23 protein-coding genes and 1 pseudogene are annotated in these 26,366 nt (G+C 60.1%); 6 read left to right on the top strand and 18 right to left on the bottom strand.

The window, feature by feature from the left end; genetic code table 11:
- Positions 1 to 28: 28 nt before the first annotated feature.
- Positions 29 to 1,003, top strand: coding sequence for a sugar-binding transcriptional regulator (locus tag RBH10_RS01200; protein WP_281039312.1), 975 nt, complete (start codon positions 29 to 31; stop codon positions 1,001 to 1,003).
- A gap of 164 nt (positions 1,004 to 1,167) precedes the next feature.
- Here RBH10_RS01200 and RBH10_RS01205 read toward each other — a convergent pair whose 3' ends face one another.
- Both RBH10_RS01205 and RBH10_RS01210 read right to left on the bottom strand, forming a co-directional pair.
- Entirely contained in the window at positions 1,168 to 2,040 is an 873-nt protein-coding gene (locus RBH10_RS01205) for a bifunctional helix-turn-helix domain-containing protein/methylated-DNA--[protein]-cysteine S-methyltransferase (protein WP_045022462.1), read from the bottom strand.
- An 83-nt stretch (positions 2,041 to 2,123) separates the two neighbouring features.
- The gene (locus RBH10_RS01210) at positions 2,124 to 2,606 is read right to left on the bottom strand and encodes a DUF2244 domain-containing protein (protein ID WP_281039313.1); all 483 of its coding nucleotides are present in this window, start codon (positions 2,604 to 2,606) and stop codon (positions 2,124 to 2,126) included.
- 37 nt (positions 2,607 to 2,643) lie between these two features.
- Between RBH10_RS01210 and nth the strand changes: the two genes are divergently transcribed.
- Positions 2,644 to 3,426, top strand: coding sequence for an endonuclease III (gene nth / locus RBH10_RS01215; RefSeq protein WP_281039314.1), 783 nt, complete (start codon positions 2,644 to 2,646; stop codon positions 3,424 to 3,426).
- On the opposite strand, the gene RBH10_RS01220 is transcribed toward nth, so the two are convergent.
- On the bottom strand, positions 3,388 to 4,125 hold the full coding sequence (locus RBH10_RS01220) for a sulfate transporter family protein (RefSeq protein ID WP_281039315.1): 738 nt from the start codon (positions 4,123 to 4,125) through the stop codon (positions 3,388 to 3,390). The genes nth and RBH10_RS01220 overlap by 39 nt on opposite strands.
- Positions 4,126 to 4,423: 298 nt before the next feature.
- Between RBH10_RS01220 and RBH10_RS01225 the strand changes: the two genes are divergently transcribed.
- Positions 4,424 to 5,251, top strand: coding sequence for a MurR/RpiR family transcriptional regulator (locus tag RBH10_RS01225; protein ID WP_281039316.1), 828 nt, complete (start codon positions 4,424 to 4,426; stop codon positions 5,249 to 5,251).
- Positions 5,252 to 5,328: 77 nt separating this feature from the next.
- Here the strand turns inward: RBH10_RS01225 and RBH10_RS01230 are convergent, their stop codons facing one another.
- The 10 genes from RBH10_RS01230 to RBH10_RS01275 form a co-directional block, all read right to left on the bottom strand.
- Positions 5,329 to 6,903, bottom strand: a complete 1,575-nt coding sequence (locus tag RBH10_RS01230; RefSeq protein ID WP_281039317.1) for an FGGY-family carbohydrate kinase — start codon at positions 6,901 to 6,903, stop codon at positions 5,329 to 5,331.
- A 60-nt stretch (positions 6,904 to 6,963) separates the two neighbouring features.
- Positions 6,964 to 7,683 (bottom strand): HAD family hydrolase, encoded by a 720-nt coding sequence (locus RBH10_RS01235; RefSeq protein ID WP_281039318.1) that lies wholly within the window; start codon positions 7,681 to 7,683, stop codon positions 6,964 to 6,966.
- A gap of 6 nt (positions 7,684 to 7,689) precedes the next feature.
- On the bottom strand, positions 7,690 to 9,174 hold the full coding sequence (locus RBH10_RS01240) for a mannitol dehydrogenase family protein (RefSeq protein WP_281039319.1): 1,485 nt from the start codon (positions 9,172 to 9,174) through the stop codon (positions 7,690 to 7,692).
- A 91-nt stretch (positions 9,175 to 9,265) separates the two neighbouring features.
- Positions 9,266 to 10,264 (bottom strand): ABC transporter ATP-binding protein, encoded by a 999-nt coding sequence (locus tag RBH10_RS01245; RefSeq protein WP_306180373.1) that lies wholly within the window; start codon positions 10,262 to 10,264, stop codon positions 9,266 to 9,268.
- 12 nt (positions 10,265 to 10,276) lie between these two features.
- The gene (locus tag RBH10_RS01250) at positions 10,277 to 11,101 is read right to left on the bottom strand and encodes a carbohydrate ABC transporter permease (RefSeq protein WP_111782392.1); all 825 of its coding nucleotides are present in this window, start codon (positions 11,099 to 11,101) and stop codon (positions 10,277 to 10,279) included.
- A gap of 12 nt (positions 11,102 to 11,113) precedes the next feature.
- A complete protein-coding gene (locus RBH10_RS01255; RefSeq protein ID WP_111789198.1) occupies positions 11,114 to 11,986 on the bottom strand; it encodes a carbohydrate ABC transporter permease in 873 nt (290 codons plus the stop codon).
- Positions 11,987 to 12,158: 172 nt separating this feature from the next.
- The gene (locus RBH10_RS01260) at positions 12,159 to 13,472 is read right to left on the bottom strand and encodes a sugar ABC transporter substrate-binding protein (protein ID WP_281038639.1); all 1,314 of its coding nucleotides are present in this window, start codon (positions 13,470 to 13,472) and stop codon (positions 12,159 to 12,161) included.
- A gap of 143 nt (positions 13,473 to 13,615) precedes the next feature.
- On the bottom strand, positions 13,616 to 14,569 hold the full coding sequence (locus RBH10_RS01265; protein WP_045019273.1) for a sugar-binding transcriptional regulator: 954 nt from the start codon (positions 14,567 to 14,569) through the stop codon (positions 13,616 to 13,618).
- A 261-nt stretch (positions 14,570 to 14,830) separates the two neighbouring features.
- Positions 14,831 to 16,681: an ABC transporter ATP-binding protein gene (locus RBH10_RS01270; protein ID WP_281038638.1), complete on the bottom strand. Its 1,851-nt coding sequence runs from the start codon at positions 16,679 to 16,681 to the stop codon at positions 14,831 to 14,833.
- A 48-nt stretch (positions 16,682 to 16,729) separates the two neighbouring features.
- Positions 16,730 to 17,893, bottom strand: a complete 1,164-nt coding sequence (locus tag RBH10_RS01275) for a M20 aminoacylase family protein (RefSeq protein WP_281038637.1) — start codon at positions 17,891 to 17,893, stop codon at positions 16,730 to 16,732.
- 305 nt (positions 17,894 to 18,198) lie between these two features.
- On the opposite strand from RBH10_RS01275, the pseudogene RBH10_RS01280 reads away from it, so the two are divergent.
- From RBH10_RS01280 to RBH10_RS01290, 3 genes and pseudogenes are all read left to right on the top strand, one after another.
- Positions 18,199 to 19,907 (top strand): annotated as a pseudogene (locus RBH10_RS01280) (peptide ABC transporter substrate-binding protein).
- Positions 19,908 to 19,983: 76 nt separating this feature from the next.
- Positions 19,984 to 20,994 carry an ABC transporter permease gene (locus tag RBH10_RS01285; RefSeq protein WP_281038635.1) on the top strand — a complete coding sequence of 337 codons (1,011 nt, stop codon included), beginning with the start codon at positions 19,984 to 19,986 and terminating at the stop codon, positions 20,992 to 20,994.
- Positions 20,987 to 21,907: an ABC transporter permease gene (locus tag RBH10_RS01290; RefSeq protein ID WP_045019282.1), complete on the top strand. Its 921-nt coding sequence runs from the start codon at positions 20,987 to 20,989 to the stop codon at positions 21,905 to 21,907. The genes RBH10_RS01285 and RBH10_RS01290 overlap by 8 nt, the downstream gene beginning before the upstream one ends.
- A 152-nt stretch (positions 21,908 to 22,059) precedes the next feature.
- Here the strand turns inward: RBH10_RS01290 and RBH10_RS01295 are convergent, their stop codons facing one another.
- The 5 genes from RBH10_RS01295 to RBH10_RS01315 form a co-directional block, all read right to left on the bottom strand.
- Complete coding sequence (locus RBH10_RS01295) at positions 22,060 to 22,410, bottom strand: ribbon-helix-helix domain-containing protein (RefSeq protein ID WP_045019284.1); 351 nt, start codon at positions 22,408 to 22,410, stop codon at positions 22,060 to 22,062.
- A gap of 70 nt (positions 22,411 to 22,480) precedes the next feature.
- Positions 22,481 to 23,047 (bottom strand): DJ-1/PfpI family protein, encoded by a 567-nt coding sequence (locus RBH10_RS01300; protein WP_003499036.1) that lies wholly within the window; start codon positions 23,045 to 23,047, stop codon positions 22,481 to 22,483.
- Positions 23,048 to 23,144: 97 nt separating this feature from the next.
- Entirely contained in the window at positions 23,145 to 24,542 is a 1,398-nt protein-coding gene (locus RBH10_RS01305) for an amidase (protein ID WP_281038634.1), read from the bottom strand.
- A gap of 53 nt (positions 24,543 to 24,595) precedes the next feature.
- A complete protein-coding gene (locus RBH10_RS01310) occupies positions 24,596 to 25,417 on the bottom strand; it encodes an ABC transporter permease (RefSeq protein WP_281038633.1) in 822 nt (273 codons plus the stop codon).
- Positions 25,414 to 26,364: an ABC transporter permease gene (locus tag RBH10_RS01315; RefSeq protein WP_281038632.1), complete on the bottom strand. Its 951-nt coding sequence runs from the start codon at positions 26,362 to 26,364 to the stop codon at positions 25,414 to 25,416. Before RBH10_RS01315 ends, RBH10_RS01310 begins: the two co-directional genes overlap by 4 nt.
- Positions 26,365 to 26,366: the final 2 nt, after the last annotated feature.

Genomic DNA, 26,366 nt, shown 5'->3' on the forward strand with positions numbered 1-26,366 from the left:
CCGCCGCACATAGACAATGGCGGAAACCGTGGCGAAACTGAGAAGAGAAACCCATACGGCCTATTCGGAAGCGGCTTCGCTGAGGCTGCGCGCCGCATGGCTTTATTATAATCAGGGTATGACGCAGAAAGATGTCGCCGAGAAACTCGGCATCAGCCGCTCCACCGTCATCCGCCTTCTGGACGAGGCAATGAAACGCTCTGAAGTGCAGATCTGGATCAACGAGGGCATCGAGGATTTCGTCGAGCTGGCAGGCCGGCTGGAGGTGGCCTACGGGCTGGATGAGGCCGTCATCATTCCCTCCCCGGACAAGGTGAGCGCCGAGGGCACGGCGAAGGCCGTGGGTCTGGCGCTCGGGCAGTTCCTCTCCGAAGCGGTGCCGAACGACGCCACCATCGGCGTCGGCTGGGGCCGCACCATGACCGCCTCGCTTTCCAGCTTTCGCCCGCCGCGCCGGGAAAACTGCAAGGTCGTCTCGCTGCTCGGCGGTATCGTCGCTGTGCACCAGACCAACCCGCTCGATTACACCTGGCGGCTGGCAAGCGCGCTCGGTGCGGAATGTTACATGTTCCTCGCGCCGCTTCTGGTGGATTCCGTCGAGACCAAACGGGCGCTGATCGAAAAATGTGGGCTGGCCACGCTTTATGATCTGGCCGAAACGCTCGACCTCGCCATCGTCTCCTGCGGCGATATCGGCCCGCATTCGACCTCGCTATCGGAAGGCTTCATTTCGAAGGCGACACTTCAGGAACTCATCGATGTCGGCTGCGTCTGCGACACGATGTTCAACTTCATAGACGCGGAAGGCCGCTCGGTCGATCACCCGATCAACGAGCGCGCCATGGCGATCGATCTCGATACGCTGCGCAAGGCCAAACACATCGTTCTCGCCTCCGGCGGCGCCCACCGCGCCATCGCCATCCGCGCCACCATCAAACGCATCGGCTGCAACACGCTGATCACCGACGAGGCGGCGGCAAGGGCGTTGATGGAACTGGTTTAGATTTTCTCGGGCCATTCCCGGGCGGCGTGTAGAACCTCTCTGCCGTCATCCTCGCCGTTGAGGCGAGGATCCACAAGCGGCGAAGGCTTGGATCCCCGGGTCAGGCCCGAGGATGACGTCGCGTGTGGGGGATCCCAAGTCTAGCAAAGACAATCAAAACCCCGTCACACCTTCCCCGTTTCCCAGCCGAGCATCGCCCGCTTGCGGGTCAGGCCCCAGTGATAGCCGGTCAGCGCCCCGCTTTTACCGACGGCGCGGTGGCAGGGAACGACGAAGGAGACGGGGTTGGCCCCGACTGCTGCACCCACGGCGCGCGAGGCGGTGGGCTGGCCGATATCGCAGGCGATGTGCGAATAGGTGACGGCGCGGCCCATCGGGATTTTCAACAGGCTTTCCCACACCCGCACCTGAAAATCCGTGCCGAGCAGCACGACGCGCAGCGGCTTGTCCTCCGACCACATGGACGGGTCGAAGATGCGCGCGGCATAGGGCGCGGTCGCTTCGCGATCCTCGACATAATCGGCATTCGGCCAGCGGCCGGCCATGTCCTCGAAACAGGCTTTTTCTTCACCCGGATCGGCGAAGGCGCAGCCGGCAAGACCGCGATCGGTGACCATGACAAGCGCAAGACCGAAGGGCGAGGCGTGAAACCCGTAACGGATCGTCAGTCCCCCGCCCTTGGCTTTCCATTCGCCGGGCGACATGGCCTCATGGGTGACGAACAGATCGTGCAGGCGTCCCGGACCCGACATGCCGACCTCGATCGAGGTTTCGAGCAGCGGTAAATCTTCCTCGCGCAATAGTCTCTTGGCGTGATCAAGCGTCACGGCCTGCAGGAAGGCCTTGGGGGAAAGACCGGCCCAGCGGGTGAAGGTTTTCTGCAATTGCGTCGGCGACTGGCCGAGTTCTGCGGCGATGGCCTCGAGGGAGGGCTGGTCGCGATAATCCAGCGTCAAAAGCTCGATAACCCCGCGCACCGTCTCGTAGTCCGATCCGATGGGAGTGATGTCCTCATTCAGCATGATATTGGCGTTCATCGCATTTCTCCTAATCAATACGACAAAACCACTAAAACGCCGTCGCCTCCACCCGTTTCTTGCGCGGCATTCCTATCCTTGCCTCACATACGCCGCCTGACGGTGGCAAGCGCGCCGCCGAAGGCCTTGGCGAAGCTTTCGCGATCATCCGGGTTGAGAAACGAACCGACATCGGTCGCGCGCCCCTCGCCCGTCACATGCATGGAAACGATGCCGATCTCCTCGTGCCGGCGCACCCTGAAGCGCGCCCAGAAGGGATTGAAGCGATGCTCCACCATGCGGCCAGCGGGAGAGAATTTGCGGATCGACAGGTTGGTGCGCGAGACGCTGACTTCCTCCCGCGCCTTTGCCGCCCGGTAATTGGCGCGGAAAGCGACATAAAGCAGCAGAAAATCTACGCCGAAAAACAGGCCGACAGGCCATGCCCCGGTGGCGAGGAAAAACCCGCCATAGATCAGGCAGGCCAGTCCGGACAGGATGAGAAGCAGCCGGAAACCCTTTCTGCCAAGCGAACGGTGCGGAACGAGTTCCGCCGCAAAAATCGGCTGGTCGTTGGGCGTATCCACGTTGATTTCCTTCGGGCGGGCTGGCTATAGATAGTTCATGACAGTCGCCAAAACACGATCCAGCACCCAAACCTCGAAAAAGTCAAATACTGCATCCGCCCGCAAACCGGCGCGCGTGAAGACGATCTATTCGAAGGACGAATTGACCGAAATCTTCCGCCGTTTCTCCATTCAGCGGCCGGAACCCAAGGGCGAGCTGGAACACACCAATCCCTTCACCCTGCTGGTCGCCGTGGCGCTTTCCGCGCAGGCAACCGATGTGGGCGTGAACCGGGCGACACGGGCGCTTTTCAAGGTGGCGGACACGCCGGAAAAGATGCTGGCGCTTGGCGAAGAACAGCTGATCGGCCATATCAAGACCATCGGGCTTTACCGCAACAAGGCAAAAAACGTCATTGCCCTGTCGCAGATGCTGATCGACAATTTCGGCGGCGAGGTGCCGAAGACCCGCGACGAGCTGGTGACCCTGCCGGGTGTCGGCCGCAAGACCGCCAATGTGGTTATGTCGATGGCCTTCGGCGTGCCCACGCTTGCCGTAGACACCCACGTTTTCCGCATTGCCAACCGGCTCTGTCTTGCACCGGGGAAAACCCCGGATGAGGTGGAAGACCGGTTAATCCGTATCATCCCCGAAGAATATCTGTTCCATGCCCATCACTGGCTGATCCTGCACGGGCGTTATTGCTGCAAGGCGCGCAAGCCGGAATGCGAGCGCTGCGTGATTGCCGATATCTGCAAATCGCCGGAAAAGACCTTCGATATTCCAGCGCCGCTGGTGGAGCTACCCGCGCAGCTGTTCGGTGCGGCCGGCGGCGAATGAGGGATCACGCCGGCTGACGGCCTTGTGCAGATGCACCATCATCGAGGCGGCGAAAAGCGGCGTCAGCAGGTTGAGGAACGGGACCGCAAGAAACGCCGCGATCACCAGCCCGGCCATGAACACCGTTGTGCGGTGTTTGACCCGGAACAGCCGTGCCTCGGCGGGCGTGCGGAAACGCATCGCCGCGAATTCGAAAAACTCCCGGCCGAGCAGATAACCGTTCACCAGAAAAAAGGCGATGAGGTTGACGCCCGGCACCAGCAGCAGAAGAAGCGCAATCAGGTTGCCGGCAATGACAACGCCGAAAAACTTGATCGACGACACGACGGCCTCGCCGATGGGCATCGCCTTGCCCGGCGGATCATCGGGATAAGTCTTTTTTTCAACGACTTCAGCGACATCGTCGAGAAACAGGCCGGCGATGACGGCGGTAACAGGCGAGATCAATAGCGCCAGTGCCAGCGCCAGTCCTATGCCGGCGAAAATGGCAAAAACGAAAGTCAGCCACCCAGCCCAATCAGGCACGCCGGGGATCAGCGTATCCACCCACGGCAGGGCGAAATAGATGAAGATCGAGCGGATGGCGAACCACAGCGCCGCAAGTACCAGAAGCGTCAGCCCCAGAACCTTCCAGAACACCGACCGGGTCTCGGCGGCGAACAGATTGTGGAATGCCAGCCGCGCCGCATCAAAAATCATTAGGAACTCCTTTGACGCCTGGCGCGTTTAAACTTTCTGACCAAGAAGAGATAAGCGCTGGCCATCCGCTTCGCAAGACGGAGGCATAGACGTCAAGTATCGGTAATTAAACCGCAGATGGAATTTCCCTTGAATAAAAGGTATCTCTAAAATATAATAATCTATCTATTATAATTCGCATTCCGGTCCGGTGGAGGACAAGGCCGGAAAAGCTCGCCCCCACCGACAAGTCGCGGTTCGCACGCTCGTTTTGGCGCGCGGATGCATCATCGTTCAATAAATATAAAAGAATGAGGCGTTGGTGGAAAAGCTGCTGTTGAATCTTACCCGTGCCATGAAGGCCGGCACACCCTCCGAGCGCAAGATCGCCAAATATCTGATCGAGCATCTGGACGAATTGCCGTTTGAAACCGCGCAGACGCTGGCCGCCAAGCTCGGCCTCAGTCCGATGACGGTCGGCCGTTTCCTGCGCTCGCTCGGTTACCGACAATTCAGCGATATCCGCGCCGACCTGCGCCATGCTGAAGACGTGGCGAGTGCAGACCAGCCCGCGATTGCCGAAAGTGGCGAACGCCAGTCCAACCCGGTTTCCCAACTGCTGGCGCAGCAGATTCAGGCCATCCAGACAGCGTTCGACATGACCTCCCAGCCGATCTGGCGTGTTGCCATGAACGAGATCACATCTGCAGCGGATGTTTTTCTGGCGACATCCCCGGAAGGTATCGGCGCCGGCCGGCACTTCCACGGGCGTATTCTGGAATGTCGCGGGCATGTGCATTATCTCGGCAGCGACAGCGCGGCCTATCTCGCCCTGTGGGATTATGAGCCCACGCAGACGCTTCTCGTCATCATGGATTGCGGCGGCAGCCTGTCGCCTTTACAGCGCCTGTCGGCAACGGCGCGCAAGGCGGGCTACAGAACCCTGCTGATCACCACCCGGTTTTACGAATGGGGACCTGAAAGCGCCGATATCTGTCTTGCCATGCCGCAGGCCCAGAATGGCGGCCAGAGCCTGCTGCAACTCGTCTCGCTGATGGAATTCACGCTCTGCGCCCTCAGCGCCGATGACAACGGCAGGGCAAGGGCAAAGAACCTCACCACACTCAAACGCTCGCTGAGCAGTTGATCTGCGCCTTCCGGTAGCGGCGGCATATGGATCGAGCGGTTGCCGCTCGTCAACGCCTGTCATCTTCCTCCAGAAAATCAGAGGTTTTCCAGTTCCTGACGATGACGCTGCATGGCGAGAAAACGGCGATAATCCCGCTCGTAACGCGGTGCGAGCGCTGGATTTCCTGATATTTCCGCATTGCCCGGATACATGGCGGCACCCGCCGCCGCAAGGCTCGCATGCACGCCGCCAGCGGCGGCCGCCGTCATCGCCGTGCCGAGAAGCACAGCATCGGCGGTGGCGGGGACCACGATGCGTTTGCCGGTCACATCTGCGTAAAGTTCCATCAATAACGGGTTCTTCACATGGCCGCCGGTGACATGCAGGGTTTCGACCGCATAGCCGAAACGCTCCATCGCATCGAGCACATGGCGCGCACCGAGAGCGATCGCCACGGCGGTGCGCCAATAAAGGCGGCAGAGGCTGTCGAAGGATGTATCCAGCGTCAGCCCGCTGATGACGCCGACGGCATGCGGATCGGCAAGCGGCGAGCGGTTGCCGTGGAAATCCGGCAGCACATGCAGCCGCTCGGCGAAGGCCTCGCCCTCCAGCGCACGCAATTCCGTTACCCGCGCAACGATGCGGGCATGCAGCGCCGTATCAGGCTCGCCGCCCGCCGCATGCATGCGCACGATATGATCGAGCAGTGCACCGGTGGCCGACTGACCGCCCTCCACCAGCCAGTGGCCGGGCAGCACCGCCTGCCAATAGGGGCCCCAGAGGCTGTGTCCCGGCATCTGCTGCTCGGACATGGCGACAAGGCAGCTCGACGTGCCGGCAATCAGCGCCACATGTTTACCCACATCATCAGAAAGGCATCCGCCAAGCGCACCGAGCGTGCCGGCATAAGCATCGATCATGCCCGCCGCCACCTGGCAGCCGGTATCGAGACCAAGCTCAAGGGCGGCCTCGGGCGAAAGCGGGCCGATGGCTGTCCCCGGCATGACGGTGGTCTCGGGAAGGCCTGCCCGCTGTTTGAGGTCGGCAAGCCCGGCAAATTCCAGATAATCCGCCTGCCAGCCGGGGTTTTCCTGCGCCAGAAAATTCCATTTCGCCGTCTGCGTGCAATTTGAACGTTTCGCAGAACCGGTCGCCTTCCATGTCAGGAAATCCGCCAGATCGAAGGCGAAAGACATGCGCGCCCAGCTTGCCGGCAAATGTGTCTTCAGCCACATCAGCTTCGGCATCTGCATTTCCGGCGATACGCTTTTGCCGGCAAAATCCAGAACCCGGTGGCCGGATGCCGTCAGCCGGTCGGCCTCCGCAATCGCCCGGTGATCGAGCCAGACGATGGTGTCGAACCGGTCTTTGCCCGTAACGGAAACAGACACCGGCTCGCCACTTTCATCACGGATGACGAGCGAGCAGGTGGCGTCGAAACCAATGGCGGCGATGCTTTGCGGCAAAACAGCTGCCTCGGCAAGCGCTGCTTTGACCGCCATGCAGACCGCGTTCCATATATCGGTGGAATCGTGTTCGGCGTGGTTTTCCTGCGGCCTCTGCATCAGGATGGGATGGGTAGAACGGGCAAGAAGCCTGCCGGCCGGGTCAAAAACTCCGGCGCGCGCGCTGGCCGTACCGACATCGACGGCAACGAGATTTTGACGCATCAAGACTGCAATTCCATCCCTTGCGCAACGACCTCCGGGCGGTGGCAGGCATGGTCAACTTCAGCCTGCGTCACGTTCCACCCGCCTGTCAAAACCGCCCTTCCCCACATAGCTGCCGACAAGTTGGACCAAATCCGGCATTGCGTCAAACACGGCATCAGCCCCGAGAGCGGCGATCTTTTCGCGGAATGCGGGAAACCGCGCATGCGAGCCGCCGGTAAAGGCAAAAACCGCCATGCCGGCTGCCTTTGCCGCCGCAATGCCCGCTGGGCTGTCCTCGATCACGATGCAGTGACGCGGCTCAGCGCCCATCTCACGCGCCGCATGCAGGAAAAGGTCGGGCGCCGGCTTGCCGTTCTTCACCATAATGGCGCTGAAGACATGCGGCTCGAATTTATCGATCAGGCCGGTCAGCCCCAGCGAATAACGGATGCGTTCCGGCTGGCTGGAGGAGGCGACGCAGCGCCTGAGGGCGACCAGCCTGTCCAGCGTTTCAGCAATACCGTCGATGGGCTGCAGCTCGGTGCGGAAGCGCTCGAACAGCGTCGCGCGCATATGCTCGAGAAAATCGATGTCGGTCTCGACGCCGTAATCCTCAAACAAAGTCGTCGTCATGCTGGCGACACTGCGGCCGAGAAAACGCTCATAGGCCTCCTCCTCTCCCATCGTCACGCCGAGATGGGAGAGCATGTCGAGAAGTACCGAAATCGAGACCGGCTCACTGTCGACGAGAACGCCGTCGCAGTCGAAAATCAAAAGAGGTCCGGTCTCGTCCTGCATCTCACGTCACTTTTCAGCCAGCTTGTCATCCAGATAAAGCTGCAAGGTCTTCGCCGTGCCTTCTTGCCACAGCGTCGCCAGTGCATGGGCGAAGCGTTTACGGAAAAGCGCCGATTCGGCAACCTCTCCGAAAATATCGTCGAGTGCGAGGAAGGCCATCGGATCGTCCTTGGCCTTGATGGCCGCCGCCTGCAGGCGTTCGGCGCTGGCGTCGTTAAAGGTGATTTGTTTGCCGCTATCGGTGGTGCCGTAAAAATAGCGGCACCACAGCGCCGAGACCAATGACAGGCCGATGATATCCTTACCCGCCGCCAGACGATCGGCGGTGGAAGGCAGGATGAATTTCGGCTGACGGTTGGAGCCGTCCTGCGCTAAGCGCGGAATGGTGTCGCCGATTTTCGGATTGAGGAAACGCCGCTCGATCAGCCCGAAATATTCGCCAAGATCGGTATCGGGAACCGGCGGAATGACCGGGATGATCTCTTCCTTTTCCAGCTTTGCCAGAAACGCCCGGATCAGCGGATGTTCCATCGCCTCATGCACGAAATGGATGTCGAGCAGCGCTGCCGGATAGGCAATTGCCGCGTGGCCACCATTGAGGATGCGGATTTTCATGTGCTCGTATGGCGCGACGTCCTTGACGAACTGCACGCCCGCCTTTTCGAGCGCCGGGCGACCCGCGGGGAAATTATCCTCCATCACCCATTGCTTGAATTCCTCGCAGAAGACCGGCCAATTGTCGTCAATGCCGAAATCGTCACGGGCAATATTGCGTTCCCGCTCACCGGTGGCAGGCGTAATGCGGTCCACCATCGAATTGGGGAAAGCGACGTTTTCACCGATCCAATTGGCAAAGGCCGGATCGGAGAGAGCCGCCAGCCCGACCACCGCGTTTTTGGTGACCTTGCCATTATGGGGAATGTTGTCGCAGGACATGACGGTGAAGGGCGAAAGCCCCTTATCGCGCCGCGCTTTCAGCCCGGCAACGATGAAGCCGAACACTGTTTTTGGTGAAGACGGGTTCTTTCCATCCTCGGCAATCGCCGGATGTTGCGGATTGAAGGAACCGGAAGCATCGATGAAATAACCACCTTCGGTAATCGTCATCGAGACAATGCGGATCTTGGGGTCGGCGAGCGTATCGATGATACCCTTGATATCGCCGACCTTCAGAATGTCGATCATCGGCCCGGTGACGCGCGCGCCGGTGCGGTTATTGTCCTGCTCCACAACGGTCGTGAGGAAATCCTGCACCGCGAGTTTTTCGCGCATCACCGCATCGGAAGGCAGAACACCCGCGCCTATGATGGCGAAGTCGTGGTCCGAGCCGGTGTTGAACAGGTCATCAAGATAGACCGCCTGATGGGCGCGGTGGAAATTGCCGACGCCGAAATGCACGATGCCGGCGGAAAGCCCGGCACGGGAATAGGCCGGAACCGCCGCAGTTTTTTTGGCCTCATCAAGCGTTGCAGTCGAGAGTTTGCATGTCATGTCACGATCCTTGAAGGGGAAACGTTGGTCGGGCCAGAACCGGGCGGCAAGCGCCCGGCATTCAGCACGGATTTGCCTTCCAGTCTGCGCTTCATATGGCGATACCCTTGTCATCGAACCTGTGGATCTTGGTGTCGTCGGGAGTGATGAAGACGGTATCGCCGTGTCTGCATTCGAACTCGCCGTCGGTTCTGGCGGTAATCGGGCCGATGCCTTGGACGTCGAGATGCAGGAAGGTATCCGACCCGAGATGTTCGGCGACGGTGACCTTGCCCTGCCACAGCCCGCTTTCCTTCGACAGCACCAGATGCTCGGGCCGCACGCCGGCGGTTGCGGCGCCCTTTTGCCGGGCGTAATCGCCGGTCACCAGGTTCATGCGCGGCGAGCCGATGAAGCCGGCGACGAAGAGGTTGCGCGGTGTCTTGTAAAGCTGCATTGGCGAGCCGACCTGCTCGATATTGCCGCGGTTGAGCACCACGATCTTGTCGGCCATGGTCATCGCCTCGACCTGATCGTGGGTAACATAGATCATCGTCGTCTTTAACGTATTGTGCAGCTCGGAGATTTCCAGCCGCATGGTGCCGCGCAGCGCCGCATCGAGGTTGGAGAGCGGTTCGTCGAACAGGAAGGCTTTCGGTTCGCGCACGATGGCGCGGCCGATGGCGACACGCTGGCGCTGGCCGCCTGATAGCTGCGAGGGCCGGCGCTCGAGATAATCGGTGAGGTTGAGGATGCGGGCGGCATCATCGACCTTCTTGTCGATGACGGCCTTGTCGAGCTTGGCCATCTTCAGCGGAAAGGCGATGTTGTTCCTGACGCTCATATGCGGATAAAGCGCATAGGACTGGAACACCATGGCAAGGCCACGCTCGGCCGGGGCCTTTTCGGTGGCGTCCTTGCCGTCGATGACGATCTTTCCGCCGGAGACGTCTTCCAGCCCGGCAATCAGGCGCAGCAGCGTCGACTTGCCGCAGCCGGAGGGGCCGACGAAGACGACGAACTCGCCGTCATGGATGTCGAGATCGATCGACGGGATGACTTTTGCCTCGCCGAAGAGCTTGGACACGTTCTGAAGGGAAATGCTGCCCATTATTGTCGTTCCTTATTTCACGGCGCCGAAGGTGAGGCCACGCACGAGTTGTTTCTGCGAGAACCAGCCGATGACGAGAATGGGGGCGATCGCCATCATCGAGGCGGCCGAGAGTTTTGCCCAGAACAACCCCTGCGGTGAGGAGAAGGAGGCGATGAAGGCCGTCAGCGGTGCCGCATTGGTGGTTGTCAGCCGGATGGTCCAGAAGGATTCGTTCCAGGCGAGGATGACGTTCAGAAGCAGCGTCGAGGCGATGCCCGGAACCGCCATTGGGGTGAGCACATGCACGATCTCGTTCCACAGCGATGCGCCATCCATGCGGGCTGCTTCGAGGATCTCGCCGGGGATTTCGCGGAAGTAGGTGTAAAGCATCCACACCACGATCGGCAGGTTGATGAAGGTGAGCATGACGGTGAGGCCGATGCGGGTATCGAGCAGGCCGGCATTGCGGAAGATCAGGTAGATCGGCACCAGCACGGCCACCGCCGGCATCATCTTGGTGGAGAGCATCCACATCAGAATGTCCTTGGTGCGCTTGGTCGGCGAAAACGCCATCGCCCAGGCGGCGGGAATGGCGATGATGAGCGCAATGATCGTCGAGCCGAGCGACAGCACGACAGAGTTCATGAACGGCTTGAAGTAATCGCGCTGGGTCTGCACGGTGATGTAGTTTTCCAGCGTGCCCGAGGGAATGAGGCTGAAGCCTGCGATGGCCTCCGGCTCGGTCTTGATCGAGGTGAGGAAGGCATAAAGGATCGGGAAGAACAGCAAAAGCGCCACGGCCCATGCCGCGATGGAAAAGCCGATCTTTGCGCGTGTGGTTGTCTTGCGGGCCATGATCGGTTCTCCTTAACGGTCGAGGTTCTTGCCGACGGCGCGCATCAGGAAGATGGCGACGATATTGGCGAGCACGACGGCGATGATGCCACCGGCCGATGCGCCGCCGACGTCGTAGCCTAAAAGCGCCGTGCGATAGATGAGGAAGGCAAGGTTGGTCGAGGCATAGCCGGGCCCGCCATTGGTGGTGACGAGGATTTCCGCATAAACGCCGAGCAGGAAGATCGTCTGGATCAGAATGACGACGGTGATGGCGCGGGCCAGATGCGGCAGCGTCAGGTAGACGAAGCGATTGATGAAGTTGGCGCCATCCATCTCGGCCGCTTCCTTCTGCTCGCCATCAAGCGACTGCAGGGCGGTCAGGAGGATCAGCGTTGCAAAAGGCAGCCATTGCCAGGCGACGATGATGACGATGGAGAGCAGCGGAAACTGCGCGAACCAGTCGACCGGCTGCAGGCCGAAGAAGCGCGAGAGATCGGCGAGCACCCCATAACCGGGATGCATGATCATGTTCTTCCACACCAGTGCTGCCACCGGCGGCATGACGAAGAACGGCGAGATGATCATGATGCGCACGATGCCCTGGCCGAAGATGTCATTGTCGAGCAAAAGCGCAATGGCGATGCCGCCGATGACGGTGATCAAAAGCACGCCGCCGACGATCAGCAGCGTGTTCCAGATCGACTGGAAGAAGGCCGGATCGGTGTAGAAATACTGGTAATTGAACAGGCCGGCGAAGCTGACATTGGCAGGGTTGAGGAGATTGTAGTTCTGGAACGAAAACCACAGGGTCATCGCCAGAGGCACGATCATCCACACCAGAAGCAGCAGCACCGATGGCGCAAGCATAACCCGCGCAAGACCGCTCGTGTTTCGTGTTGCCATTGCACTAACCTCCCCTTGGGCCCGGGCATCACGACATGCGCCCGGCATATCCGGAAGAACCGGCTCATTCTTGTTTTGATTTGAAAGGCATAAAGGCCGCCGCGTAACCGGCGGCTTAGACCCGGAGAGTTCGCTGCCCGGCATTGGCGCCGGACAGCGATCTTCGGGAGGATTACTTGATGTAACCGGCGCGGGTCATTTCACGCGTTGCCGTCGACTGGGCGCCTGCAAGCGCATCATCGACGCTGGACTGGCCGGCAACAACCGCCGAGAACAGCTGACCAACCGTGGTGCCGAGCGCCTGGAATTCAGGGATCGCCACGAACTGACCGCCGGTATAAGGCACGGGCTTTACAGTCGGCTTGGTGATGTCAGCGGCATCCATTGCAGCAAGCGTCGGCTTGGCGAAGGCGGCTGCCTTTTCATACTCGGCGTTCTTGTAAAGCGAGGTGCGGGTGCCCGGAGGCACGTTTGCCCAGCCTTCCTTGGAAGCGACAAGCGTGGTGTAGTCCTTGCTGGTTGCCCAGGAGATGAACTTTTCAGCCGCATCCGACTTCTTCGAGCTCTTCGGGATAGCAAGGTTCCATGACCACAACCAGTTGCCATGGTTCTTCAGTTCGCCATGCGTCGGGAACAGCGCATAACCGACCTTGTCGGCAACGGTTGAATCCTTCGGGTTGGACACGAAGGACGCAGCTACCGTGGCGTCGATCCACATGCCGCATTTGCCCTGCTGGAACAGCGTCAGGTTTTCGTTGAAGCCGTTGGAGGAGGCGCCCGACGGGCCGGCATCCTTCATCAGATCGACGTAGAATTGCAGCGCGCTCTTCCATTCCGGCTGATCGAACTGCGGTTTCCATTTTTCATCGAACCAGCGGCCACCGAAGGAGTTGGTGAGCGCGCTGATGAAGGCCATGTTCTCGCCCCAGCCAGCCTTGCCGCGCAGGCACATGCCGTTGATATCGGTCTTGCGGTCGGTGATCTTCCGGGCCGCATCACCGATGAATTCCCAGGTCGGGTTTTCGGGCATCTTCAGACCGGCTTTTTCGAACAGGTCCTTGCGATACATGATCATGGCGGATTCGCCGTAGAAGGGCGCCGCATAAAGCTTGCCTTCGCTGGAAAGACCGCCACGGATCGCCGGCAGAATGTCATCCACGTCGTATTTGTCGCCAAGCTTCTCGAGCGGCAGCAGCCAGCCCTGCTTGGCCCAGATCGGCACTTCGTAATTGCCGATGGTCATGATGTCGTATTGGCCGCCATTGGTGGCAATATCCGTCGTCACCCGCTCACGCAGGACGTTTTCCTCAAGCGTGACCCATTCCACCTTGATGTCGGGGTTCTTGGTGGTGAAGTCGGAGGTCAGCCCCTGCATGCGGATCATGTCGCCATTGTTCACGGTGGCGATGGTCAGCGTTTCGGCGGAAGCAAGGGTCGTAAAGGCGAGAGCCGAGCATGCGCCCAGCAAAATAGTCTTCAATGTCATATCTTCCTCCCAGAAGAAATTTATGAGCATTCGCTTTGCTCTAGGGCATTTACTCACCCACAGAGCAAAAATGTCAAGCAACATCCTGTGCTGCGGCGCACATGGAAAAACCAAGCCTTTGATTTTAAGGAATTAATTTTTGCTCAATGCGTGAGCAAATATTCACTTGTCACTTCGTCGGTGATGAGACCGTTCAAAAGACCGCCCCTCAACGCCGCCAGGATAGAAGCGTTTTTGCGCGCGCCCTGCGCCATGCCGATGACCGTGCAGGTCTCTCTGGACGGGATAGGAACGGAGGCCACACGCTCATTGACAGAATGCTCGAGAACCTTGCCGTTAGCATCATAAACCCAGCCGCAAATCTCGCCGACGGCACCGCTTGCCATCAGCGCCTTCATCTCGTCGACGCCAAGGAAACCATCGACGCAGAGCGGCGCGTTTTCACCGAGTTCGCCGACGCCGACGAAGGTGACGTTGGCGGCAGCGCCGAGCGCCAGCGTGGAGCGCACCATGGATTGATCGTGCAGCAGCTCACGCTCTTCCGCCGACGAGCACAAAACCGGCAGCGGCATCGGGAAATGCCGCGCCTTGATGGCATCGGCCATGCTGAAGATGACGTTGTAATAGGCGGCCGATCCATCCGGGCCGATATTGCCTGTCAGTGACACGATGCGGTGCTGCGGACATTCCATCGGTGGCAACTGGTCCACGGCCGCCTTCAGCGTGCGGCCGGTGCCGATGGCGAGCACGATGGGATCGGCATTTTTCAGCCAGCGCTCGATTTCGGCCGCGCCGGCCTCGGCTATGCCGACCGTAGAGGAGACGCCGGCCGGATCGCTCGGCACCACCTCGATATATTTAAGGTCGAATTTTTGCTTGAGGCGCTCAGCCTTTTCGAGGCAGGCGGCGATGGGATGATCGAGCCGGACCTTGATCAGACGCTCGGCGACGGCCAGCGACACAAGCCGCTGCGCCGATTGCCGGGATATGCCCATGGCAGCGGCGATCTCATCCTGCGTGCGGCCCGCGACATAATAAAGCCAGCCCGCGCGCGCCGCATCATCCAGCCGTCCATGTGCGTCGTTTCGTCTGGCCATGCCGCCGCCCTCTAAGAATTATGCTCGAGCATTTGCTGGCATTTTTTTGCGCTGCCTGTCAAACGGAGCGGCGACTGAGCGAAGCGTTTGGCGGGACCAGGCATCTCTAAAGAGGATGCAAAACATCTCCTCCGTCATGCTCGGGCCTGTCCCGAGCATCTGCAACGTATCGATTTACGAGACGTTAGCAGATCCTCGGCACAAGACCGAGGATGACGTCGCGAACACTGAGACACCTATCCCGGTGCAGTTTCCTCTATATCAAGCCGCTTCCTGCACCAGATGTCCGGCGGAGACCTCACGGTAGTGGCGTTGCGGCGGCACGTAATCCACCGGGCGGATCGGGCTTTTGATCTCGTCCGTCGCCATGTTGCGCCGGATCTGCCGCCGTGCCGGATCCGGCACCGGAACCGCCGACATCAGTTTTTTCGTATAGGGGTGCTGCGGATTGTCGAAGACGGCGGCGCGCGGGCCGATTTCAACGATCTCGCCGAGATACATCACCGCGACACGATGGCTGACACGCTCCACCACAGCCATATCGTGGGAAATGAACAGGAAGGCGAGGTTGAGGCTCTGTTGCAGATCGAGCAGCAGGTTACAGACCTGCGCCTTGATGGAGACATCAAGCGCCGACACCGCTTCATCGGCAACGATGACCTTGGGGTCAAGCATCAGCGAACGGGCAATGGCGATGCGCTGGCGCTGGCCGCCGGAAAACTCATGCGGGAAGCGCCGCATCATATCCGGGCTGAGGCCAACCTTCTCCATCAGGTCCGCCGCCTTTTCACGCGCCTGCGCCTTCGGTCCAAGCCGGTGTTCGATGAAGGGCTCCATGATCGCCGTGCCGATGCTCATGCGCGGATCGAGACTGGCGAAGGGGTCCTGAAAGATCATCTGCACGCTGCGGCGCATGGTGCGCAACGTCGTCTTGTCGAGTTTCATCACCTCGTAACCGTCGAGAGTCACGTTACCGGAGGTCGGTTCGATCAGCCGGGTGATCGACCGCCCGGTGGTGGACTTGCCGCAGCCGGATTCACCGACCAGCGATAGTGTCTCGCCCTCAGCCAGATCGAAGGAGACCTTCTCCACCGCATGCACGGCACCGGACTTGCGGCCGAAAAGACCGGAGCGGATATCGAAGCGGGTCGTCAGGTCCCGGACCGAAAGAATGGGCGTGCGACCACCGGAAACCGTGTTCCTGACCTCTTCGACCTGTTGGCTTTCGCCGGTCTTGATATCGATGATCGGAAAGCGGGCGGGCAGCACCCGCTCTTTCATCGAACCGAGCTTCGGCACCGCCGAAAGCAGGGCGCGCGTATAGGGATGGTTCCCGCGATGGAAGATGTCGTCGGTGGTGCCGGTTTCCACCACATCGCCGCGGAACATGACGATGGTGCGGTCGGCCACTTCCGCCACCACGCCCATATCATGGGTGATGAACAGGACCGACATGCCCTCCTCTTCCTGCAATTGCTTGATGAGGTCGAGAATCTGGCCCTGAATGGTGACATCAAGCGCCGTCGTCGGTTCATCGGCAATCAGCAGCTTTGGTTTCGAGGCAAGTGCCATGGCGATCATAACGCGCTGGCGCATACCGCCGGAAAACTGGTGCGGATAATCGTCGAAACGGTTCTTGGCATTGGGAATGCGGACCTTTTCCAGCAGGCGGATGACCTCGGCTTTCGCAGCAGATGAGGAAATGTCCTGATGTACGGTAAGCGCTTCGGCGATCTGCTTGCCGATCGGGAAGATCGGGTTGAGGCTGGTCATCGGCTCCTGGAAGATCATCGAGATGTCCTTGCCGCGAACCTTGCGCATCTCCTCTTCCGGAAGCGCCAGCAGGTCGCGCCCGCCAAGCATGACCTTGCCCTCGATGCGGCTCGTTTTTTTATCGAGAAGCCGCATGATCGACAGCGACGTCACGCTTTTTCCCGAACCGCTCTCGCCGACGATCGCCACCGTCTCGCGTGGCGCAATCTCGAAACTCATGTTGCGGACCACGGATTTCCAGCCGCCATCGACACGGAACGAAGTCGTCAGATTTTCAACTGAAAGAACCGGGCCTGCCGAACCGCCGGTCTGTTCCATTGATGTTGCCGCCAAAAGCATGCCGATCTCCTGAAAAGCGAAAGGCGGCCATGAAGGCCGCCGGGTATCTTATGCAGCAAGTGCGGTTTCGGCCATCGAAACCCAGTAGCTGATGCCATAAGGCAGGGCTTCGTCGTTGAAATCATAGGCCGCATTGTGCAGCCCGGCCGTATCGCCGTTACCGATGAAGATGAAGGCGCCGGGGCGCGCTTCCAGCATGTAGGAGAAATCTTCTGCGCCCATATGCGGGTTGGGATTGGTGTTGACGGCATTTGCGCCTGCCACCCCCGCCGCCACGCCGGTTGCGAATTCGGTTTCGTCATTATGGTTGAAGGTGACGGGATAACCGCGATCGTATCTCACCTCCGCCGTCGCGCCATGCGCCATGGCGGTGGCTGTCGCCACTTCCTTCAGGCGTTTCTCGGCGAAATCGCGGGTTTCCGGCAGCAATGTCCGCACCGTGCCCGTCAGCGTCACCGAGCCGGGAATGACGTTGGAGGCTGTGCCGCCATGGGTAGTCGCGACGGTGACGACCAGCGATTTCAACGGGTCCATCTCGCGAGAGACGATGGATTGCAGGGCGATGATGATATAGGCCGAGGTCAGAACCGGATCGACGGAAAGATGCGGTGCGGCCGCATGGCTGCCCTTGCCGGTAATCGTGATCTCGAAGGTATCCGCCGCCGCCATGGTGGAACCCTTGCGGATGGCGAATTGGCCGACCGGAATGCCCGGCTCGTTATGCATGCCATAGACCTGCGAAATGCCGAATTTCTCCATCATGCCGTCGTTCAGCATGGCGAGCGCGCCTGCCCCGCCCTCTTCCGCCGGCTGGAAGATGACCGCGACGGAACCCTTGAAATTGCGGGTCTCGGCCAGATATTGCGCCGCACCCAAAAGCATGGCGGTGTGCCCGTCATGGCCGCAGGAATGGGCCTTGCCCGGAACCTTGGAAGCCCATGGCTTGCCGCTGGTTTCCAGAATCGGCAACGCGTCCATGTCGGAACGGAAACCGATGGTCGCGCCGTCGCCGTGCCGCCCCTTGATGATGCCGACCACGCCGGTCTTGCCAATGCCGGTTTCGACGATATCGCATCCGAAGGATTTCAGTTTCTCGGCCACGAATTTCGAGGTTTCGAAGACATCGTAAAGCAGCTCCGGCGTCTCATGCAGGTGGCGCCTCCAGCCGGCAACTTCTTCCTGCATCTCGGCCACACGGTTCAATATCGGCATTCCCATTTTTCCCTTTTTTGTTCCCCGCCGGGTTGTCGGAAACCATATTGCGTTTGGAATTTCTGCTTTTGCAAGTATGAATTTTGCTGCATGGTCGAAAAATAGGCCAAAAGCCGATCGGCTCAAATTTTGTTCATCAATAAACGTTTGGGGCTTGATTTCCAAAAAAACTGACAATAGCATCAGCGGGACTGGATGAATATTTCCCTGCAAAGTCAAATACTTAAAATAAAACCCCTTGCAGGTGACATTGAGGAAAAGCATCAAACAATCAAATAGATAAAATCTAAAAAGGGGAAAATATAATGAAGAAGCGCAGCATTCTCTTTGCCAGCACAGTGGCAGCAATGGCCTTGGCAGGCTCTGCCGCCCATGCCGAACGCGGCAGTGACGGCGAACTGAAAATCCTGTTCTGGCAGGCTGTATCGACACTGAACCCTTATCTTTCCGCAGGCACCAAGGAAGTCTACAGCTCATCCATGGTGATCGAGCCGCTGGCGCGCTACGACGAAAAGGGCGAGCTGGTACCGATGCTGGTGAGCGAAATTCCAACGGTCGATAATGGCGGCGTCGCGAAAGACCTGCTCAGCATGACATGGAAGCTGAAAAGCGACGTCAAATGGTCTGATGGCACGCCGCTGACCGCTGACGACGTGATTTTCACCTGGAAATATTGCAAAGCACCGGATGGCGGCTGCGCGCAGGCGGCGCAATATGAGGGCGTGAAAAACGTCGAGGCCATCGACGCCCATACCGTCAAGGTCAGCTTCACCGAACCCAAGCCCTACCCCTATTCCGCATTTGTCGGCGCGCAATCGCCTGTTATCCAGAAGAAGCAGTTTGAAAATTGCCTCGGTGCCGCCGCACCCGGCTGCACATCCGCCAATTTCGGCCCCATCGGCACAGGCCCCTTCGTGGTCAAGGATTTCAAGCCGAACGACGTCATCAGCTTCGTCGCCAACCCCAATTATCGCGATCCCGCCAAGCCCGCTTTCGCCACGGCGACCCTGAAGGGCGGCGGTGATGCGGCATCCGCTGCGCGTGCCGTTCTTGAAACCGGCGAATTCGACTACGCCTGGAACATGCAGGTGGAGCCGGAAATTCTGGCCACCATGGTGGCCGCCGGCAAGGGCAAGCTGGAAACCGCCTTCGGCACGCAGGTCGAGCGTATCAATCTCAACTGGTACAATGCCGACCCTGCTCTGGGTGACAAGCGCTCCACCAAGGAGGGCGGTCCGCATCCGGCCCTTTCCGACCCGGCCGTGCGCCGTGCGCTCTCGCTCGCCATTGATCGCGACATTATCGATGAGACGGGTTATGGCGAGGCGGGTAAGCCGACCTGCAACATCGTGCCGGCCCCGGCGGCTGTCGCTTCGACGAAAAACGACAGCTGGTGCCTGAAGCAGGATTTGGAAGGTGCAAACAAGCTGCTCGACGATGCAGGCTGGGTGAAGGGCGCCGATGGCATCCGCGCCAAGAACGGCGTGAAGCTGTCCTTCCTCTACCAGACCTCCACCAACTCCGTTCGCCAGGCAGCGCAGGAACTGGTGAAGGACATGTGGTCGCAGATCGGCGTTGCGTCTGAACTGCGCAATGTCAGCGCCTCGGTGTTCTTCGGCGGCGATCCGGCAAGCCCGGATACCTTCCAGAAATTTTATGCCGACGTTGAAATGTACACCAACAATTTCGACGGCACCGATCCGGAAAAATATCTGGCGGAATGGCTGTGCGACAAAATCCCCGCCCCCGCAAACGGCTGGCAGGGTCAGAATGTTCCGCGTTATTGCAACCCGGAATTCGACAAGCTGGTGGGCGTCCTTTCCAAGACGACGGATTTCGCCAAGCGTGGGGAAATCGCCAAACAGCTGAACGACATGCTGACGGAAGAAGGCGCACATATTCCGCTGATCCACCGTGGCAACGTCTCCTCGCATTCGCTGACACTCGAAGGCGTTCGCATGAATGCCTGGGATCGGAACTCTGGAACGTCGCGGACTGGTCCCGCAAAAAGTAACACGCAAATGCGCGGTCGCCCCCAAAAGGGCGGCCGCGCCCGTTTTGCGAGACCCTGACGGTCTGGAGACTTTCCGATGTTTACCTTTACGCTCCGGCGGCTTGCCTTTGCCGTACCGACGCTGCTCGTCATCAGCTTCGTCATCTTCGCCCTGCTCGATCTTGCGCCGAATGATCCGACCGGCGATCTGCCGCTGACCATTCCGCCCGAAGTTCGCGAGCAGATCCGCGCCTCGCTTGGCCTCGACCAGCCGTTCTTCATCCGCTACCTGCTCTGGCTGCAGCAATTCTTCATCAACGAGCCTCTCAACCTTTTCGAAAAACTGACCGGCTGGCAGATCGGCGACGGCAACCGCATGCGGGTGCTGTCCTGGGCAACGCGCAGCCCGGTGGTCGATCTCGTCATCCAGCGCATGCCGCAGACGCTTTGGGTGGTCGGCCTCGCCTATCTTTTCGGCGCGCTTCTGGCCATCCCGATCGGCGTCATTTCCGCCTACAAGCAATATTCGATCTTCGACCAGATCGGCACCTTCGTCTCGATGGTCGGTTATTCGGTTCCCACCTTCTTCACCGGCGTGCTGCTGGTCGTCATCTTCAGCTCGTATCTGCAATGGTTCCCTTCCGTCTACGATACCAATCTGCAGGTGAGGGACTGGGGAAGCTTCGTCGCGCAGGTGCGGCAGATGTTCCTGCCGGTGCTGGTGCTGACGCTCTACAACGTCTCGCAGATCAGCCGTTTCGTGCGCGCCTCCATGCTGGACAACCTGCATCAGGACTATGTGCGCACCGCACGTGCAAAGGGCGTGAAGGAAAAATCCGTGCTGCTCGTTCACGTCCTGCGCAACAGCCTTATCCCGGTCGTCACCGTCATCGCACTCGGCGTGCCGACGATCTTTTCCGGCGCCATCATTACCGAGCAGATCTTCCGCGTGAACGGGCTTGGCCAATTGCTGATAACAGCCGTTCAGGGCGCGGATATTCCGCTGGTGCAGACGCTGACCTTCATTTTCGCGGTGCTAATCGTGCTCTTCAACCTGATTGCCGACGTGCTTTACGGCATTCTCGACCCGAGGATCCGCTATGACTGACGCCACCCTCGCAGCGCCAACCGTTGCCGCCACGCCCGTGCAATCGGCGCTTGCCGATATCTGGAAACAGTTCCGCCTCCACAAGGGCGGCGTGGTGGGACTGATCGTTTTCGTCTTCATCCTGTTTGCCGTCTATGTCGGCCCCTATATCCACACCGTCGCGCCCAACGTCATCAACGTGAAGGAACGCAACCAGTGGCCGTCGCTGGCGCATCCCTTCGGCACCGACAATCTGGGCAAGGACATGCTGGCGCAGGTGCTGGCCGGCGGGCGCATCTCGCTTGCCGTCGGCATCACCGCCATGCTGCTGGCACTGTTTCTCGGCACGTTGGTGGGAGTGTTATCAGGCTATTTCCGATGGCTGGACGGGCCGCTGATGCGGCTGACGGACCTGTTTCTGGCCCTGCCGCTGCTGCCGCTGCTGCTCGTCATCCTCATGCTGTTTCGCGACACGCTGAGGACCGCTTTCGGACCGGAAACCGGCATCTTCATCCTCATCGTTTTCGTGATCGGGATAACGAGCTGGATGCATACCGCGCGCATTGTGCGCGGCGATGTGCTGACGATCAAAAGCCAGGAATTCATCATGGCGGCGAAATCGAGCGGCATGCGTGAGTATCGCATCATCCTGCGCCATATCCTGCCGAATGTGCTGAGTTCGATCATGGTCTCAGCCACGCTCGGCATCGCCTCGGCCATCATCACGGAATCGGCACTGTCCTTCCTCGGCCTCGGCTTTCCGTCGGACTTCCCCACCTGGGGACGGCTGTTGTTCGATGGCGCCAACTTCCTGCAGCTGACGCCCTCGCGTGTGCTGTGGCCGGGACTGGCAATCTCGCTGACGGTTCTGAGCGTCAATTACATCGGCGACGCCGTGCGCGATGCGCTTGATCCAAGGGCGCTGAAGAGTTGAGGGGGGCGTTCTCTGCGTCACAACAACCTCTCCACCGTCATCCTCGGGCTTGACCCGAGGATCCATTGCCGCGCGTGATGGTGGATCCTCGGGTCAAGCCCGAGGATGACGTCGAATGCAAGTTGACCAGCTATCAAGCGCAAAGTTGCTAACTAGTGATAATTCACCTTTTCCGCATCAAGGATGCTGTCGGCATCCAGCGCGGCGATCGGAATATCGCTGCGCGCGGGAATATCGCCGGAAAGCTGCAAGGCGAGATAACGGCCGCAGCAGACCCGCAAAAACGAGGTGAAATTGCCGAGATCGTGCCCGGCATCGATCGATTCATTATAAAGCTTGGCGATGAGCTGCGCGCTGTTCATGCCGTCGCGGCGCGAAATCTCGTCCAGCGTCGTCCAGAAGAAGTTTTCAAGCCTGACGCTGGTGACCATGCCGTCGATCCGCAAAGACCGGGTATGGCTTTCCCAAAGCGTCGGGTCTGCCTTGATGAAAAGCTTGCACATGGTTTCCTCCCTCACCACGTTCAAAGGATAGATCGGAAACGGGGCCGGTAAAAGCCCCGTTCCGCACAGCTTATTTGCCGAGCACTGCCATGAACTGCGAGAGCCATGCCGGATGGGCGGGCCATGCCGGCGCCGTGACCAGCTTGCCGTCGGTAACCGCCGCATCAATGGCGATATCGGCATAGGTGCCGCCCGCCTGTTCAACCTCGGGGCGGCAGGCCGGATAGGCCGAGCAGGTGCGGCCTTTCAGGACACCCGCAGCCGCCAGCAATTGCGCGCCGTGGCAGACGGCCGCGACGGGCTTGTCGGCCTCGAAAAAATGCTTCACGGCGGCCAGCACATCCGCATTGAGCCGCAGATATTCCGGCGCGCGGCCACCCGGAATGACCAGCGCATCGTAATCCGCAACCTTGATATCGGCAAAGGTGGCGTTGAGCGCGAAATTGTGGCCGCGCTTTTCCGAATAGGTCTGGTCGCCCTCGAAATCATGGATCGCGGTGGCGATCGTCTGGCCGGCCTTCTTGCCGGGGCAAACAGCGTGGACCGTGTGACCGACCGCAAGCAGGGTCTGGAACGGCACCATGGTCTCATAGTCCTCGGCGAAATCGCCGGTGATCATCAAAATCTTCTTCGGCATGCTTGCTCCTCCCGTTTTTTGAATGCCATGGGCACCGTAGCAGGGCGGGTGGAGATGCGGGTATTATGGCTATACTACACGGCCGATAAAGGCGGGATCAGCGGCCACGCGGCGGCTCCGGCCAGCGCCGCACACCGCCGCCCCAATCCTCGAAGGCTTTGGACAGCTTGAGCACGAACAGATCCTCGTAACGCGGGCCGACGATCTGCAAGCCGATGGGCATTCCGGATTTGGAGAAGCCGCAATTGATCGAGGATGCCGGCTGCTCCGACATGTTCCATGGCACCGTGAAGGCGATATGTTCGAAAGGCCGCTCTGGATCGTTGGTAGGCGAGGCCCAGTCGGCTGGATAGGAAACAATGGGATTGACGGGTGAAATCACCACATCAACCGACTGCATCAACCGCCCGCAGGTCTTACGCATTTCCATGGTCTGGTTGAAGCCGAAAACGGCACGCGCGCCGGAGACATCAGCACCCTTTTCCGCCCATTCGTGAATATAGGGAAGGATCGCGGCGCGACGATCAGCACTCAATGCCGCCATATCGCCCCAGAACTTCGCCCGCCAGAAATCATCCAGCCCGTCCAGCATCTCCCGCGTCAGTACCGGCTCGACCGGGATGACGATGGCGCCCGCATCTTCAAACAGTTTGGCCGCGGAGAGCACGGCGTCCCGCACCTCTTCCTCAAGCGGCAGGCCGCAACCGGCATCCAGCATGAGGCCGATCTTCAGGCCCTTCACATTAGTATCGAGGTCCATCCAGTTGATATCGTTGGGCGGCAGCGCGGTGCCATCGCGCCAGTCGGGTCGCGAAAGCGTCGCCATGGCATAGGCGGCATCGATGACGGTGCGGGTCATCGGCCCGGCGCAGCGGCCGGTATAATAGGGATCGACGGGGATGCGGCCCTGGCTGGGTTTGAAGCCGAACAACCCTGTCCATCCGGCTGGAAGCCGTACCGAGCCGCCAATATCCGTGCCGATATGCAACGTGCCGTAACCCGCAGCACCGGCAGAGGCCGCACCGGCGCTGGAGCCGCCGGGGTTCTGTGTCGGGTCCCACGGGTTGCGGCTGAGCTTGTGGAAACTGGAAAGGCCTGATGATAACATGCCGTAATCCGGGCAGGTGGTCTTGGCGTAAAGGATCGCGCCATCCTCGCGGCAGCGCGCCGCCACCGGCGCGTCTTCCAGAGCCGGCACCAGTTCCACCGCCTTGGTGCCGAGCGGAACCGGCTGGCCTTTGGTGGCGATCAGCTCCTTCAGCGAGACCGGAATCCCATCGAGGGCCCCGAGCGTCTCGCCCTTTTGCCAGCGCGCCGTGGAGGCCAGCGCCTGTTTGCGAGCATCCTCGGGATCATAGGCGTAAAGCGCGTTCACCGTGGGCTCGAATGCATCGATGCGGGCCTCTACCGCCTGCCAGTATTCCGATGGCGATAGCTTCTTTTGCCGGTAAAGCGCCAGAATTTCGAGCGTGTTGAGGTCTATGAGATCGGTCATCAGCTTCGTCTCGTCAGAAAACAGGAAATATGGGCGGCTGGTTCCCTTGGGGATCAGCTGGTATCGCGCGGGTCCAGCAGGTCGCGCAGGCCATCGCCGAGCAGATTGAGGCCGAAGACGGCAAGCGCGATCGCAAGGCCGGGCATGATGGCGAGCCAGGGGGCTGCGCCGAGATAGGTCTGCGCATCCGCCAGCATCCGCCCCCAGGTGGCGGCGGGCGGCGGCATGCCGAGACCGAGGAAGGAAAGCCCCGCTTCGGTGAGAATGGCAAGACCGAGCTGGATCGTCACCTGCACGATGATCTGGTTGGAAATATTCGGCACGATATGAAACAGCGTGATCTTGGCGCGGTTCTGGCCGATGCTGGTGGCCGCAGTGACATATTCCCGCGACCATATCTGCAAGGCGGCACCCAGTGTCAGCCGCGCAAAGACCGGAACCATGAAGGTGGCGATGGCGATGATGGCGGTAAAACGCCCCGTGCCGATGAAAGCGCCGAGCATCATGGCCGACAGGATGGGCGGCAGCGCGAAAATGATATCGCAGATGCGCATCACCACCGTTTCGGTGAAGCCACGCAGGGCCGCGACCGAAACACCGACCGCAGTGCCGATGAGGCCACCGATGGCAACGGCGGCGATGGAGGTGGACAGCGAGTTCCACGCCCCGACCATCAGCATGGAGAGGACATCCCGGCCGAAATGGTCCGTGCCCAACCCGCCATAGGCAAACGGCGATTTCAGTTTCTGGGCGATCTGTATCTTGGTCGGTGAAACCGGCGTCCAGACCAGCGAAACCAATGCGACCGCGACAAGAAAGAGCGTGACAGCAATGCCGAGGACGAAAGCGGGGCGGCGGCGGATCAGTCGCATCATCGCGCACCTGTCCGCAGTCTCGGATCGATGAAGAGATAGGCGATATCGACCAGAAAATTCATGACGATGACGAGTGCCGAGAAGAACAGCACCACTGATTGCATGACGACGATATCCCGCTGGGTCAGCGCCTGATAGGCAAGCCGCCCGAGGCCCGGCAGGTTGAAGACATTCTCCACCAGCACTGCCCCGGCAATCAGGAAGGTGAATTGCAGGCCGATCATGGTGACAACGGGGATCATCGCGTTCGGCACCGCATGCCGCCATAGCGCCACCCGCTCGCTCAGACCCTTGGCGCGGGCGGTGCGCACGAAATCCTCATTCATCACCTCCAGCACCGCCGAGCGGCAGACGCGGGTGAGAACACCCGCCTGCGACAGCGCAAGGGCAATGGCGGGAAGCACCAATGCGATAAGCCCCGCCGAAAAACTCGGACGCCAGCCGGGAAAACCGCCTGATGGCATCCAGCCGAGCGTGGTGGAAAAAACGATGATGAGCAGCAGCCCGACCCAGAAACCGGGCACCGCAATGCCGACATGGGAAAACAGCCCGGCTACAAAATCCACCGGCCCGTTACGGCTTCTCGCCGCCGCCACGCCGAGCGGAATGGCGATGGCAACAGACAGGCAGACCGCCAGCAGGGCAAGCGGCAGGGTGACGGCAAGCCGCTCGACAATCAGCCCCGCCACCGGCACGCCATAGGTATAGGATTGCCCGAGATCACCCCGGAACACGCCGGCGAGCCAATGGATGTAACGCAGTGGCAAGGGTTGATCGAGGCCCATCTGCTTTTGCAGCGCGGCGAGCGTATCGGGGCTGGCCGAGGTGCCGAGCATGATGGCCGCCGGATCACCCGGCAGCAGGCCCATGATGATATAAATGATGAGCGAGACCGCAAACAGCGTAATGACGAGGCTGGCAAGGCGCCGGATGAGGACGGCTAACATCT

The sequence above is a fragment of the Rhizobium sp. AN73 genome (assembly GCF_030757975.1).
In the GTDB taxonomy this organism is placed as follows: Bacteria; Pseudomonadota; Alphaproteobacteria; order Rhizobiales; family Rhizobiaceae; genus Agrobacterium; species Agrobacterium arsenijevicii.

Bases quoted from the DNA above. Each gene is read 5' to 3' on its own strand.
- RBH10_RS01295 (WP_045019284.1), bottom strand. From the start codon at position 22,410: ATGTGCAAGCTTTTCATCAAGGCAGACCCGACGCTTTGGGAAAGCCAT.
- RBH10_RS01300 (WP_003499036.1), bottom strand. From the start codon at position 23,047: ATGCCGAAGAAGATTTTGATGATCACCGGCGATTTCGCCGAGGACTAT.
- RBH10_RS01265 (WP_045019273.1), bottom strand. From the start codon at position 14,569: ATGGCCAGACGAAACGACGCACATGGACGGCTGGATGATGCGGCGCGC.
- RBH10_RS01315 (WP_281038632.1), bottom strand. From the start codon at position 26,364: ATGTTAGCCGTCCTCATCCGGCGCCTTGCCAGCCTCGTCATTACGCTG.
- nth (WP_281039314.1), top strand. From the start codon at position 2,644: ATGACAGTCGCCAAAACACGATCCAGCACCCAAACCTCGAAAAAGTCA.
- RBH10_RS01240 (WP_281039319.1), bottom strand. From the start codon at position 9,174: ATGACATGCAAACTCTCGACTGCAACGCTTGATGAGGCCAAAAAAACT.
- RBH10_RS01305 (WP_281038634.1), bottom strand. From the start codon at position 24,542: ATGACCGATCTCATAGACCTCAACACGCTCGAAATTCTGGCGCTTTAC.
- RBH10_RS01275 (WP_281038637.1), bottom strand. From the start codon at position 17,893: ATGCCGATATTGAACCGTGTGGCCGAGATGCAGGAAGAAGTTGCCGGC.
- RBH10_RS01290 (WP_045019282.1), top strand. From the start codon at position 20,987: ATGACTGACGCCACCCTCGCAGCGCCAACCGTTGCCGCCACGCCCGTG.
- RBH10_RS01205 (WP_045022462.1), bottom strand. From the start codon at position 2,040: ATGAACGCCAATATCATGCTGAATGAGGACATCACTCCCATCGGATCG.
- RBH10_RS01255 (WP_111789198.1), bottom strand. From the start codon at position 11,986: ATGGCAACACGAAACACGAGCGGTCTTGCGCGGGTTATGCTTGCGCCA.
- RBH10_RS01220 (WP_281039315.1), bottom strand. From the start codon at position 4,125: ATGATTTTTGATGCGGCGCGGCTGGCATTCCACAATCTGTTCGCCGCC.
- RBH10_RS01230 (WP_281039317.1), bottom strand. From the start codon at position 6,903: ATGCGTCAAAATCTCGTTGCCGTCGATGTCGGTACGGCCAGCGCGCGC.
- RBH10_RS01260 (WP_281038639.1), bottom strand. From the start codon at position 13,472: ATGACATTGAAGACTATTTTGCTGGGCGCATGCTCGGCTCTCGCCTTT.
- RBH10_RS01245 (WP_306180373.1), bottom strand. From the start codon at position 10,264: ATGGGCAGCATTTCCCTTCAGAACGTGTCCAAGCTCTTCGGCGAGGCA.
- RBH10_RS01235 (WP_281039318.1), bottom strand. From the start codon at position 7,683: ATGCAGGACGAGACCGGACCTCTTTTGATTTTCGACTGCGACGGCGTT.
- RBH10_RS01310 (WP_281038633.1), bottom strand. From the start codon at position 25,417: ATGATGCGACTGATCCGCCGCCGCCCCGCTTTCGTCCTCGGCATTGCT.
- RBH10_RS01270 (WP_281038638.1), bottom strand. From the start codon at position 16,681: ATGCTTTTGGCGGCAACATCAATGGAACAGACCGGCGGTTCGGCAGGC.
- RBH10_RS01285 (WP_281038635.1), top strand. From the start codon at position 19,984: ATGTTTACCTTTACGCTCCGGCGGCTTGCCTTTGCCGTACCGACGCTG.
- RBH10_RS01250 (WP_111782392.1), bottom strand. From the start codon at position 11,101: ATGGCCCGCAAGACAACCACACGCGCAAAGATCGGCTTTTCCATCGCG.